Below are 12,709 nucleotides of genomic sequence, written 5' to 3'. Positions count from 1 at the left end.
GGGTCGAGTGGAAGGGGACCGTGATGAAGGACCAGACGCGTCCGTGGGAGTCCGTGTTCGCCGGGCCGGAGATCACCGCCGTACCCAGTGACACCGCGCGCTTTGAGGAGAAGCCGCAGGAGAGCTCGGACCAGGGTCGGTTCGAGGACTGATCCACCGGCACCACGAGCACCACCGGGGCCCGCGCTCGGCCGAGAGCCGCGCGGGCCCCGTCGCTTGCCCACCGGAGGAACGAAGGGAGTCAGGGGATGCTGACATGCACGGTCGATCTGCGGACGGCCTCGGGGCCGTGGCAGTGGTGTGAGCAGGGCGAAGGCTGCTGGGTACGGGGAGAGGACCGCATCCGCCCGCTGGCCAATCTGGCGCTGGAGGCGCGGGCGGTCACCGACGGCACCACCACGCTGATGGTGGTACGCGAGCGGGCTGCCGGCCGTGCCTCCCTGCTGCGGTCCATGGCGCCGGTGCGGGTCGACGCCGCGGTGTACGCCCGCGCCATAGAGGAGTGCCGCCAGTGGCCGCTCCAGTCCGTATGGGTCGAGGCGGGCCCGGACGGGCTGCGGCTGGAGACCGGGCTTGGCGGGGTGTGCCCGCTCTACCTCGCGTACGAGAACGGGCGGCTGGCCGGGTCGTGGCAGCTGATGGACCTGTCCGCCCACCAGGCCCCGGGACGGCTGGGAGGTGATGCGGCTGGTGACCGGGCATCCCCGCTACGGGCACGACACGTTGTTCACCAGCATCAAGCGGCTGTCCGAACGCTCGTCGGCGTACGCGGACGCCGAGGGCCTGCGCTTGGTCTACCCGGCCGCGGCCGAGCACGCCCAGTCCTCCGCACTCGTCGAGGGCACCGACGGCCCGGCTCTGGTGGGAGCGTTCGAGGCGCTCGTCGACCACATCTACGCCCGCCGCCCCCTCACCGCGGCACAGACCGCGGCGCAGCTGTCGGGCGGGAAGGACTCCACCAACCTCGCCGTCTCCCTCGCGCTCGCGCACCCGGGCCTGATCACGCCGTGCGCGCTGCTGATCGGCGGCGAGGCGGGGCCGCAGCAGATCGCGCGGCGCCGCATGGTCATCGACCACACCGGCTTCGCCCCGGACATCACGGTGCCCGCGACCGACCACCCGCCGCTCGCCCCGGGCGGGCTGCGCCGGGCCTGCCCCGAGGCGATCAGTCCGCTGGACGAGCCGCACCTGGAGGCCGCCGACGCGCTCGCCCAGGCGTTGATGGCGCGCGGCATCACCACGGTGGTGGCCGGGTTCGGCGGCGACGAAGTCGCCCGCGTCCGCCGCCCCGACGGCGGCCCCGTCCGTACGCCGGAGGCGCCGGCCTGGTGCGGCGAACGGGTCCGCGACCTGCTCGGCGAGGTGAACACCGGGATCTCCCCAGCCACCGTGGCGCCGGAGACCGCGCTGGTCGCCCTGGAGGTCGCCACCCCGCTCCTTGCGCGCCGGGGCCTGTGGACCCTCGCCCCGTTCACCGACCCCGACCTGGTCCGCTTCGGCCAGCGCCTCCCACTGGAGTGGAAGCGCGACAAGAAGCTGCTGACCGAACGCTTCGCCGCCCGTGGCCTCCCCGACGCCGTCGTGCACCCGGTGATGCGGGAGAACTTCGGTCACCTGATGAACCGGGCCGTGCACGAGTACAGCAGCGGCCTGCTCCGCGGCTGGGGCAAGGACCTGCACCTGGTCGAGCAGGGATTCCTTGATGCGGCCGTGCTCTCGGAGACCGTCGAGCGGGCGGCCCTCGGCCCCGATGAGGCGGCGCCGTACCGCACCGGGCTGTTCCTGATCACAGCCGTCGAGCTGGCTCTGCGGGCCCTGTAGACGCAGCGTCCACCACGCAGGCGAGTTCGGCTCAAAAGGCTCCGGCCGTCCCGGCGGACGCACCAGGATGGGGCGGGTGACACAGTCCTCGCCCGCCCCGAAATCCTCCGGCTCCCCGCAGCAGGTCGGCTACCAGAGCGACCCGCACTTCGAGGACATCGCGAACGCCTCCTGGTGGCGGATGGCCGCCCGGCTGCCCCGTACGCTCGCCGCCGCGGCCCGCCTCGGCTGGGCCGCCGACAGAGCGGCGATGCTCTGGCTCGGTCTGTGCCAGCTGGTCGTCGCAGTCTCCTCGGCCGTCGCGCTCGGAGCGCTGCCCGGCGCGATGAACCACCTCTTCGCCGGCGGCCAGGTCGCCGACCGGGTGAGCGCGGCCACCCCCGCGCTGATCGTGGTCGCCGTGGCAACCGGCGTACGGGCCGGGGCCGACGCGCTCGCCGTGTACGCCTCTGCCCGCCTGTCGCCGGAGGTCGCGACCGAGGCGGACCTCCAGATCCTGGCTGCTGCCCCGGAGGTGGAGCTGGAGGCGTACGACCGGCCCGGCTTCACCGACCGGCTCCAGGCCGCTGGAAAGGGCGCCGAGGCGACGGAGAACCTGATCGGCGACGCTCAGGCCCTGGTCTCCGCGCTCGCCCAGCTCGTCGCCGCGGCCTCGGTTCTGACGGTCCTGCACCCTCTGCTTCTGCCTCTTCTGGTGCTGGCCGTGGTGCCCAAGGGCGCGGCGGCGATCACCACCGCGAGGATTCAGCACCGGGCGGACTACCAGAACATCTCGGACAACCACCTGCGCTACCTGCTGCGGTACTACTCCACCGACCGTCGCACCGCCGCCGAGGTCCGCGCCACCACCATGGCCGGCTTCCTTCAGTCCTGGTACCGCCAGATCACCGACCGGATCAAGGCCACCCACCGTGCGGCAGCACCGAGGGTCCTGCGGGTCACGCTGCTCGGCTCGGCCGTCAGCGGGCTGATGCTCGGCACGACTTGGGTCACGCTCGGCTGGCTGGCGGCCACTGGTCGGATGGACCTGGCCATCGCGGCGACTGCCTTCATCGCGGTGCGCACCTCCACCGGCGCCTTGACCTCGCTGGTCATGGCCGCCGCCCGACTGTTCCGTACGTCGCTGTATCTGGACGACTGGCAGGTGTTTCTGCGCCGGGCGAAGGCCCTGCGCGCCGTACGTGGCACCGAGGTGATCCCGGCCGGGGCGCCTGCCGTGATCGAGGCGAAGGACGTCACGTACGCCTATCCCGGCGCCGACGCCCCGGCGGTCGACGGCGTCTCTCTGACCCTGCGGCGGGGCGAGTTGATCGCGCTGGTCGGGGAGAACGGCAGCGGCAAGACCACGCTGTCCGCCCTGCTGACCGGGTTGCGCGTGGCGAACGGCGGCGGCACGGTGACCTGGGACGGCACCGACCTCGCCGGGGCCGACCCGCACAGCGTGTGGTCCCGCGTCGGCCTGGTGCCGCAGGACTACACCCGCTGGCCGATGGACCTGCGCGCCAACATCCACCTCGGCCAGCCCCGCACCGCCGACGACGCCCTGCTGCTGGACGCGGCGAAGGCGGCTGGCGCGGACAGCGTCATCGCCAAGGTCCCGTACGGGCTCGACACCCTGGTCGCCAGCTCGAACTGGGGCGGCACCGACCTGTCCGGCGGGCAGTGGCAGCGCATCGCGGTCGCGCGAGCGTTCTACAGGGATGCCGCGATGCTGATGCTGGACGAGCCGACGTCCGCGATGGACCCGCGCGCCGAGCACCTGGTGATCCGCCGGTTCAAGGAGCTCGCCGTGGGCAAGGCCGCCGTGTTCGTCACGCACAACCTGGAGAACGCCCGGATCGCGGACCGCATCATCGTCCTCGATCAGGGGCGCGTCGCGGAGTCCGACACGTTCGAGGCGCTCCTGGACGCGGGCGGAATCTTTGCTGAGCTGTACAAACTCTCCCAAGACCGGTGAGCAATCCGGCTAGGGTGATTCAACCGTCGGCCCCGGTGCTGCCCTCCCCCCGTGGGACAGCACCGGGGCCGATCCGGCTTCCGGAGGCGTCCACTCGTCCCCACTGCCGTCGTCGTCCTCGTCGAGCTCGAGGGCGTCCGGGTCACGCAGCGGGCGCAGGCCCTCGCGCGGGGTGGAGGGGGTGAAGCTGTAGCGGCCCAGGACATTGAGGTTCTTGAACTTCAGCGGGGACAGGCGGGTGACATCCTCATCGCTGATCTCGTGGCCCTCAGCACGCAGCTGGGCGACCGCGGCGTCAATGTACTTCGTCGTCAAGAGGGTATCTGGGGCAAAGGGGGTGAACGGCTGGTATTCGCGCAGCTAGAGCACTTGCGGACGCATCTGCAAGTGACTGTCCCTGATCGCGACTTTGAAGGTGACAAACGCTCAGGGAGCCTCGCTGGCACACTCTTCGCATGGATGCTGGAACGGCAGCGGTTCTAGGAGCTGGGGTGGGAGTGATGGGGACAACCCTGGCTGCAACTATTGCTGGGATAGCGGGGCAGCGGCAGGTTCGAGCTGAGCATCGTCACTGGCGTCGTCAGCTCCGCCGTGATGCCTATGCCGCCTTCACGGGCAAGGCCGACGAGGTTCATGAGGCCCTGCGGGGTATCGAGGCTGAGCTGGCCAGGCCAGGTCATGATCTCGATGGACTGCGTCACCTTCTCGAAGAGACCCGCAGATTGCTTCGAGCGGACCTGGCGGATACCCAGACCGCAGTCGAGCTTGAAGGTCCGGAGGAATTGGCCCGGATGGCTGGCGAGTTGCGACAGTCGCTGTCGGCTTGTGTGGCAGCGATTCAGGCGAGAATCCTTGGACGGGAGAGCGGCGATGCGATTGACGCGAACCAGTCGAATCGCATCAGGAGTTACCTCGGCCATGCGTCGAATAAACGGCAGCAGTTTGTGAGCCATGCCCGCAGGGCCATCGATGTGTGAGGGCGTCAGGAGTAGGGGCTCTCAGGGCGGGTGGTGTGTCGGGGGCCGAGGCTGCGTCGCAGTTCGAGGTTCTCGCTCTGGGCGGCTTCGAGGGCCTGCCGCAGGGCTTGGACCTCGTCGCGGTGGCGCCGCTGTGCGGGTGCGCTGGTCCATAGCGGCTTTGCGGCGGGCGCGGTTCTTGCTGTGGTCGGTGTCGCTGTCGCGGACCGGACAGGGAGCGACCCACGGGCCCCACCGGGCCGGTTCTTCGGCAGCCCAGCGGGCGAGATCCTGGTAGAACGCCCGGACCCAGCTGAAGATGGTGTACGCCGACACGCGGCCGGACGGGGACGCCGTGACGGTCACGGACCATGCCGACGCGCTCCTTCCAGGCGGTGACGGTGTCGGCGTCCAGCCGCAAAGAGTCGATGCCGGGGTGGTGTTTCTCCAGGTCACGCCAGAACAGTCCGGCCAACGAGCGGGCCATGTCCTCGAGCGTGGTGTAGTCGACGTCCACCGCGCGCTCGGTGAGGTAGTCGACCAGGAGGTCGCGTATCGGGGTGCAGGCGATGCCCAGCCGGTCGACCAGGGCCGCCGGTGCTAACTGTCCGGGCAGCATCACGGTCTTCAGCCGGGCGGGGGCCTCGGGGCCCGAAGACGCCGAGTCCTGCCAGGAGTTGATAGAAGAGGTGCTTGCCGTGGTAGCCGTTGGTCTGGTGCTCGCCGATGGCGTGCTGCAGTTCGACGCAGTCGCCGATGGTGACGTCGCGGATGGTGCCGTCTTTGCAGGTCACGATCCAGGTGACGCGGTTGAGCGCGTTGTTGCAGTCGTTGGCCCCCGCGTGGCCGGTGGCCGTGAACTGGTCCTTGAGCGCCGCGAAGCCGTCGGGATCGGTGACGCTGCGGATGTGCGCCAGCAGTTGGGAAGGGCGCTGCCGCAGCAGCCACCGGTAGGCGGGGCGTGCGACTTGTCCGCCCAGCAGCGGGATCATGCCGCAGCACAGATCGGCTCGGTCGTACTTGCGTGCTCGCTGGTGCTCGGCGAGCCACTGCATCGGCACCCGCGGCCATTCCCGGCCGGCTTCCTCGGCTCCGCTGGCCGTCCAGCGTTCCTGCCAGGTGCGGCCGGGCTGGTCCTCCAGCCAGTCGAGCAGCTTGATCAGACCGCGGCGGCGTGTGCGCTGGTTGGTGTCCGTGTCCGCTGTGAACGGCAGCGCGAGCGTGCGCTCCAGTGCCTTCTCGCGCGGCTCCTCCGTCTGCCACAACGGCTCGGACGGCCGCCCTTGCCCCTCAACGAGAGGCAAGGTGTCCATGTAACTAAATACGAGGTGTTGTCGGTGGCGACCATCTCCGGCTTCACCCCGCCGTCGAGGTTCAGCAGGGCGTCCAGGATGTGCAGGGAGTCGCGGGGAGTGCCCGGGACCACCATCTGCCCGATCCCGAAGACCTGGTCGTTTACGGCGTTCAGCCAGGTGATGCCGCGCTTGAAGCCGAAGTGCTTCGGATTCGGGGCGGTGCTGATGGACTTCACCGGGACGACGAAGCGCAGGCCGTCGACGGAGGCGAGCAGCCCGTTGCCCCAGTGCGCCACGATCGGCACCTTCGCCTGGGCCTCGATCAGGGCGGCGTTGGCCGTGGCGATGGTGTCGGCGCGCAGGTAGTACTGGTCGACGTGGACCAGCCGGGAGCGGGTCAGCGCCTCGTGGCCGGGGTTGACCACCGGGGTCATACCGATGTTGCACGCCTCGCTCACCAGCAGGCGACGACCGAGGTGGTGAGGTCCTTCATGCGGGTCTTGCCGTCGCCCAGGTGTACGAAGGCGTCCAGGAACCCGGTCCAGGAGTGCACCCCGAACAGCAGGTCCGGAAGGTCGATCTTCGGGAGCATCTTCTCCACCCGGCGCCGCAGCAGGCCAGCGACTTGGGTACCCCGAGCGCTCCGAGCCCGTCCACGTTGAGCTTGGCCCGCCCGTTGGGCTGCACCTCGATGCTGACCTTCGCATCCGCGCCAGCCCCTTCGAGGGCAGCGTACCTCCCACGCGGCGTTGCGCGGAGGCGGGTTGAGGCTCTGACGGGCGGAGAACACCCGACTGAAGAGGAGCGCGACCTCCGCGAGCAGCTGTTGGACCTGTACAGCTCGCAGAACCCGAGATGAAGATGAGGATCCGAGCCCGGACGGCCCGAAGACAGCACCGGTTCACCCGGGGCCGTCTCCGGGCCGTGCAAGAGTGCTCAACGACGATCAGCGCTGACAACCAGCAGCAGCCACGTCGCAGTTCGCAGCGTTGACCGCAAGTCGCAGTCAGTCGCGGGTCAGCTGCCCTCAAGCCCCTCCTGCGGCGCATCAACGCCTACCTGGTGCGCTGGATCCGCAGAAAGTTACAACCGGGCTGGCAGGGTTCAAGAAAGCAAGGCAGAGACAGGGGGAAACGGTCTTCCCAGGACATCATCCCCGGGTATGTCCCAGCGGCAGTTGGGCAGCCATCACCGTGTACTGGCCCAGCTGGATCGGCAGCCCCGCATATCCCTGGGAGAGGTAGAACAGCTCGGCCTGCTGGGAGGACGCCTTGCGGGTGAGCATCGTCCAGCGCGCTTTGGTGTGGCGGTGTACTTGCCTGAGCAGCGCGGAGCCGACGCCGAGCCGCCACATGGACGGCATGACGTGGAGTTCCAGCACGACGAACGGAGTGCCAAGCAAAGCGAAGCTGCAGCTGTGGACGGCCGGTGCGATCGTGGCAGCCCAGGGCCACTGCAGCGTGAAGGGGGCTCCATAGCAGAAGCCGACGAGCCGGCCTTCGGAGAAGGCGCCCACGGCACACGTATGCGCTTCGCCCGCCCGGGTGGCGATCACACGACGACGTCGGCCGCGTTCCTCGTCCGTGAAGCCGTTGGCTCGGCCCTGTATCTCGGTTGCCTCGTCCACGAAGGCGCGCAGGTCGAGCTCGCGGTAGACCAGCGCGGCAGGAGCATGCCCCGACGCAGCGGATTTCGGCGGCGTGCCTGCGCCGCGGCAGCCCGCCGAGGCGGCCGGCGGCACATCAACGGCAAAAGACCGATGCGCGGTGATGCCGGCCGGTACGACAGGATGGGCTGCGGTCGGCGCAGGAACGACGCCCGGCCCTGCTGACCGGGCGTCCACAACGAGAGGCAGCTTGCCTGGCGGCATCGTGAACTCCTAGGCGCGCTGTCGCGTCGGGGCGGCAGACGCCGATGTCCCCGGACGCCGCGGACGGATACAGTGCTTCACTGTCCCGCCGTGGGGGGTATGTCCGAAGAGACCGACGTGCAGACTTTGGGGAAGCCGCGGGCCCGCCGGGAGACAACACACACGGGCCGCTCCCTGAGTGCCTGTCCGGCCCACGTTCGAAGACATCCTGCGCAGGCGGCTGCGCACGCACTCCTGGGAGCCACGCACCCGGGGCCCGGCCCGGGTCAGGAGGGCGGCAGGCTGGCCGGTGGCCACTGCTCATACCCCCGCAACGCGCGTTCCGCGTAGGCCGCCGCATACTCGTCTATGAATCTGTCCAGATATTGCTGGGAAGCGTCCGATCGGCACAGCAGAGCGTACTCGGGGGACGAAAACGCCCGCAGTATCCCAGTGCGATAGGCGGCGGCGTATGCATTGTGGTTGGGAGGGGCGCCGACAGCATTTTCGGGTACTGCGCAGGACAACTCGTGAGGATCGTCTGTCGGCGGATCGTCCGGATGGAAATCGTCCGCGCTTCCTCCGTTCGTCTGGGGCAAAGGGCACCTCGCGTTCTGCGTTTCTGAAGTCACTGGAGCTGACCGGAAAAGTACGCTGCAGGCGTACACGCCCGGGATTCATTGTGGCAGTCGACAGCGAGCACAACCGGCTGGCCCGCAGGAATCTTGATGGGCTGAGTGAAGTTCTGGTCTTGGGTTCGGAAATTCTCCAGTCCGAAGGGCATGAGCATAACGTTTCCACGGCGCACTTCCAGGTTTCCGGTGTCGCCGTTCGGATTGGACAGGACGAAGTCGTAGATGAGCAGCGTTTTCCCCTTGGGAGCCGTATAACTGAAGGTCTTGAATGTTCCTCCGTTCCCGGCCGGAACGAAGGTGCGCAGGGTGAAATCGACGGGACTGGGAGCGGCCGGGGTGGGCTGGCCGCTGCTACCGCCGTCGCCTCCCGAACCGCCGCCTCCCGGGGTGCTGCCCGAACCGGCGCCGCCACCTGTGGAGGCGCCGTCCCCGCCCGTCGTCCCTCCGCCTTGCTGCTGACCATTGGGCGCGCCTGAGGACCCGCTGCTGGGGGCGGCAGGCGAGGAGGGCACGGGTGTGGCTCCGGTGGCGTTCAAAGCTGCCTGCGCATTCTGGCTCGCATTGGCTGCTTGCTGACTGGCCTGCGCCACGCCTTGCGACAGCTCGCTCGCCTGGGCCGCTGCTGCCTGCCGTGCCTCCGACTTCAGGACAGGGCGCAGGACGGTCAGCCAGAGAACCGCAAAAAGGATCGCGAGGGCGACCAGGGCGACCAAAGCAGTGGGAAGCCACTTGGGAAAGATCTGCTCCTGCACCATGACCGCATCGGCGGTCACGGTATCGAAACCCTTCCCGGTGACCGACGCCTGGAACGGATGGGTCTTCGGCGGCCCCTTCAGGAACCGCTTCTTTGGAATGGCCTTGACCGGAATGAGCGTCGCTGTTCCAGGCTCGGTCACCACCCACCGTTGTTTTATGGAGAAGTCCAGCTGCTGCTCCGGGTCGAGGAGCGTGATGTCGACCCGGGTGGGTATGTTTCCCTCGTTGTCGATGGCGAGCCGATGGCGGCCTTTACGTGAGCCGCGTGAACCCTTGGGGGTGAACTCCGCAGATATTTTGGTGAAACTGTCGACGGTGACAGTTCCTTCCTCGACGACAGAACTCTCGGGGTCCTCACGCGAGGTGACTCGCACAGCGAAGGGCTTTTCGCCGGCTAGTACCGCCGACGTTTCCGGGGGCTTGAACTTGATCTGTGCCGTTACTTCCGAGTCGGGAAGCAGATTGACAACCTTGGGTTCGATATCCGCCCAGTCTGCAAAGTCGCCGATCAGTTCGATGCTGAAATGATCGACGACAAACCCTACGTTGCGGATCTCAACAGAACACACGGCCTCCCCGCCAGGGGACACCTGCACCTCGGCAGAGGTCATTGAAAGGAGCACTGTCATGCCCAGCATGCTCCGGTGGCGGAACGACCAAAACATCAGCGAAGAAGGTGGAAACAAGGGCAGTTCTTCCTGCCCCGAATACCTGCGATGGCTGCCTGTCAGGCGGGATGCCGGCGCCCGCCGGTGACAGCGGACTCGGCTTGGGTCCTGCACGGGCGCAAGGCCCGGGGCGACTCCGCCGCTGCCCCTTCAGTGCGCCCGATGCGCCCTTCCATGCCGGCAAGGCGGCGGTGCGAGACGGGTTTCGAGGACGGGGAGCGTCGACCGCGACGCGGTGCTCACGCGCGCTGCTTGCTGAAGAGCTCTATCTCTGTGACGGCAACGCTGTTGCCGCTGACCGACTTGTACGTGGAGAGCACGTGGATCTCCACCCACGTGACACCTCCGCCGTTCTTTATGCGAACCTGCTGAGGTCCTGACTGGTCCTTGAGCTGCACATCATGAGACTCCCCGTTGGAGAAAACCAGGTGCAGGTCCTTGGGCCGGTCGAAGTCGGCAAACTTATCACTTGCGCCATTGGTGAAGAGCGCGCGGTCGAGATCCACCGGTTGACTGAAGCTCAATGTGAGGGACTTTTCCGGCCCTGCACGAGGGGCCGCCCAGTACGTGTTGTTGTACTGGTCAACTGCGAGGCGCGCATGATGCGTGGCCAGCTGAGAGCTGGCTGTGACCCCTGTCGGTCGCACAGGGTCGTAACGTGGGTGCACGACAGCCGTAACTTTCCGGTTCATCGAATTGATGTGCTGGCTTACCCATGTATGGAACGGAGGAAGGACTGCGTAGGTGATAGTCAGAAGCAGAAATGTTATTCCCAGGATCAGGCGGAGAGGGCGGAGAATCTTGGACATCTCGGGCCCGCGCCTTGATTTGACGCCGGGCTGGCCGGGACGCTGTCCTGCCTTGAGCGTCCTCGGCTTCCGCTTCGGCATGAGACGACGCCACCAAGGCAGTCCCACGACCTCGGCTGTCTCCAGGGAGGTGCCGCACCGTCCGCAGAACTTGCGGGCCGGGGAGTTTCCGGTACCGCATTCACCGCAGATCTTGTCTCCCGGCTGCAGACCGGGCTGCGTTCTCCGGGCCTTGGCCGGACGCTTCTTCGGGGCGACCTGAGGGAGAACAGGCTCGGGCTGATCAGCGATTGGCAGTTCAGCAGTCTTGTCCGGTCCGGGCATGCGTTGCGGAAGGTCTGGCGCTTGCCGGACCGGCAGGAACAAAGCCGCTGCTGCCCTGCCCGTTGGTTTAGAGGACGCACTGTCGTCCTCGTCCTCGTCCTCGTCGTCGTCCTCGTCTTCGTCGTCCTCGTCTTCGTCTTCGTCGTCCAGCAGGTCGTCGAGATCGTCGTCGTCCTCGTCGTCGTCGTCCTCGTCGTCGTCCTCGTCCTCCTCGTCGTCTTCGTCGTCTTCGTCCTCGTCGTCCTCGTCGTCTTCGTCTTCGTCGTCGTCTTCGTCGTCGTCGTCTTCGTCGTCCAGGAGGTCGTCGTCTTCGTCGTCGTCGTCTTCGTCGTCCAGGAGGTCGTCGTCTTCGTCTTCGTCGTCCAGGAGGTCGTCGAGATCGTCGTCCTCGTCCTGGGGTTTGCCCATGCCGGGGGGGCCGCTCATCCCGGGGGGTCCGGGCATGCCGGGTGGGCCGCCCATGCCGGGTGGTCCGGGGCGTGGAGGCATGCCGGGTGGGCCGCCCATGCCGGGTGGTCCGGGGCGTGGAGGCATGCCGGGTGGGCCGCCCATGCCGGGTGGTCCGGGGCGTGGAGGCATGCCGGGTGGGCCGCCCATGCCGGGTGGTCCGGGGCGTGGGGGTGCGCCCGGCATACCGGGGGGGCCGCTCATGCTGGGGGGTCCGGGCATGCCGGGTGGGCCGCCCATGCCGGGGGGGCCGGGACGCCCGGGCATGCCGGGGGGTCCGGGCATGCCGGGTGGGCCGCCCATGCCGGGTGGTCCGGGGCGTGGAGGCATGCCGGGTGGGCCGCCCATGCCGGGTGGTCCGGGACGCCCGGGCATGCCGGGTGGTCCGGGCATGCCGGGGGGGCCGCCCATGCCCGGCATTCCGGGACGCCCGGGCATGCCGCCTGGCCCGGATGCCGCCGCAGCCGGTTCTGCCTTTCCGACGTCGGCATAGATCATGGACTGCACGCGCGCCAGGAGTCCCCGCTTCGGTGCCTTGGCCTCCTCCTCGGCCTGTTGGATGACCTCCTCGGAAATGACGGGCTTCTTGACGGATTCCCCGGTCCACTCCAGGAAACTGCCGCAGGAGCCGCAAAAGGTATCGGATGGCTGGTTGTGTGCCCCGCACTGCTTGCAGACGATCATGCTGAGACCACCTCCAGCCGGTGCACCACGTGAGCGGGTTTGGCGGCCGTGATGAGGTCGTCCAGCACTGCGATGTTCACTGCTTCGAGGTCGGGCACGATCACGCGGATGGCCAGCCGAGGTGTGTCTTCGCCGGGCATCGGCATGTCCGGGGCGGTCGCCCATGCGACGCCGCCGTTGTCGGCGATCTCCGCAGTGCCGCCTGTCAGGATCTCGATGTAGTCGCGCAGGCCGGTGATGGTTCCACGCGTGCGGTGGAGTTCGACAGCGCATGCGAGCGCCTTGCGGGCCCGTTCGGTCGGCCAGTTGCTGTCGATGGTGATGCCGACCCAACTGGCCAGCCATTCCAGGAAGTCGCTGGGAGCGTAGTGCGGATCGAAGTAGGCGGCGAGGCAGTCGAGGGTGGAGAGGACGGGTGAGAGGACATCGTCCAGCCCGGCCAACCAGCGCATCGCGAAGGGATCCTCCTGGTAGACCGCCGGCATCAGGGTTCCAAGCGGGTACGGAG

The 12,709-nt window shown here is 68.2% G+C and carries 9 protein-coding genes and 2 pseudogenes; 3 read left to right on the top strand and 8 right to left on the bottom strand.

What is annotated here, in order from left to right:
* Window positions 1-23 precede the first annotated feature (23 nt).
* The 3 genes from OG331_RS03855 (at window position 24) to OG331_RS03845 (ending at window position 3,778) form a co-directional block, all read left to right on the top strand.
* A complete protein-coding gene (locus tag OG331_RS03855) occupies window positions 24-152 on the top strand; it encodes a hypothetical protein (protein WP_328689944.1) in 129 nt (42 codons plus the stop codon).
* 538 nt (window positions 153-690) lie between these two features.
* A complete protein-coding gene (locus tag OG331_RS03850; RefSeq protein ID WP_406191568.1) occupies window positions 691-1,821 on the top strand; it encodes an asparagine synthase-related protein in 1,131 nt (376 codons plus the stop codon).
* Window positions 1,822-1,897: 76 nt separating this feature from the next.
* Window positions 1,898-3,778 (top strand): ATP-binding cassette domain-containing protein, encoded by a 1,881-nt coding sequence (locus OG331_RS03845; protein ID WP_406191566.1) that lies wholly within the window; start codon window positions 1,898-1,900, stop codon window positions 3,776-3,778.
* 102 nt (window positions 3,779-3,880) lie between these two features.
* On the opposite strand, the pseudogene OG331_RS03840 reads toward OG331_RS03845, so the two are convergent.
* The 8 genes and pseudogenes from OG331_RS03840 to OG331_RS03805 all read right to left on the bottom strand — a co-directional run.
* Window positions 3,881-4,096 (bottom strand): annotated as a pseudogene (locus tag OG331_RS03840) (Tn3 family transposase); the annotation flags it as partial.
* Between the two features lie 161 nt (window positions 4,097-4,257).
* Window positions 4,258-4,731 carry a hypothetical protein gene (locus tag OG331_RS03835; protein WP_406191564.1) on the bottom strand — a complete coding sequence of 158 codons (474 nt, stop codon included), beginning with the start codon at window positions 4,729-4,731 and terminating at the stop codon, window positions 4,258-4,260.
* Window positions 4,732-5,186: 455 nt separating this feature from the next.
* The gene (locus OG331_RS03830; RefSeq protein ID WP_406191562.1) at window positions 5,187-5,999 is read right to left on the bottom strand and encodes a DNA integrase/recombinase; all 813 of its coding nucleotides are present in this window, start codon (window positions 5,997-5,999) and stop codon (window positions 5,187-5,189) included.
* A gap of 56 nt (window positions 6,000-6,055) precedes the next feature.
* Window positions 6,056-6,755, bottom strand: a pseudogene (locus OG331_RS03825) (Tn3 family transposase); the annotation flags it as partial.
* Window positions 6,756-7,179: 424 nt separating this feature from the next.
* Window positions 7,180-7,899 carry a GNAT family N-acetyltransferase gene (locus OG331_RS03820; protein WP_406191560.1) on the bottom strand — a complete coding sequence of 240 codons (720 nt, stop codon included), beginning with the start codon at window positions 7,897-7,899 and terminating at the stop codon, window positions 7,180-7,182.
* 607 nt (window positions 7,900-8,506) lie between these two features.
* Complete coding sequence (locus OG331_RS03815; protein ID WP_406191558.1) at window positions 8,507-9,898, bottom strand: hypothetical protein; 1,392 nt, start codon at window positions 9,896-9,898, stop codon at window positions 8,507-8,509.
* Between the two features lie 278 nt (window positions 9,899-10,176).
* On the bottom strand, window positions 10,177-11,478 hold the full coding sequence (locus OG331_RS03810) for an NADase-type glycan-binding domain-containing protein (protein WP_406191556.1): 1,302 nt from the start codon (window positions 11,476-11,478) through the stop codon (window positions 10,177-10,179).
* Between the two features lie 719 nt (window positions 11,479-12,197).
* A complete protein-coding gene (locus OG331_RS03805) occupies window positions 12,198-12,686 on the bottom strand; it encodes a phage tail protein I (protein ID WP_406191554.1) in 489 nt (162 codons plus the stop codon).
* Window positions 12,687-12,709: the final 23 nt, after the last annotated feature.

The sequence above is a fragment of the Streptomyces sp. NBC_01017 genome, assembly GCF_045162795.1.
GTDB lineage: Bacteria > Actinomycetota > Actinomycetes > Streptomycetales > Streptomycetaceae > Streptomyces > Streptomyces machairae.
The sequence above is the reverse complement of the archived record's forward strand: the minus strand, read 5'-3'. Positions and strand labels throughout refer to the sequence as shown.

Bases quoted from the DNA above. Each gene is read 5' to 3' on its own strand.
- OG331_RS03815 (WP_406191558.1), bottom strand. From the start codon at position 9,898: ATGACAGTGCTCCTTTCAATGACCTCTGCCGAGGTGCAGGTGTCCCCT.
- OG331_RS03855 (WP_328689944.1), top strand. From the start codon at position 24: ATGAAGGACCAGACGCGTCCGTGGGAGTCCGTGTTCGCCGGGCCGGAG.
- OG331_RS03805 (WP_406191554.1), bottom strand. From the start codon at position 12,686: ATGCCGGCGGTCTACCAGGAGGATCCCTTCGCGATGCGCTGGTTGGCC.
- OG331_RS03835 (WP_406191564.1), bottom strand. From the start codon at position 4,731: ATGGCTCACAAACTGCTGCCGTTTATTCGACGCATGGCCGAGGTAACT.
- OG331_RS03820 (WP_406191560.1), bottom strand. From the start codon at position 7,899: ATGCCGCCAGGCAAGCTGCCTCTCGTTGTGGACGCCCGGTCAGCAGGG.
- OG331_RS03810 (WP_406191556.1), bottom strand. From the start codon at position 11,478: ATGGGCAAACCCCAGGACGAGGACGACGATCTCGACGACCTCCTGGAC.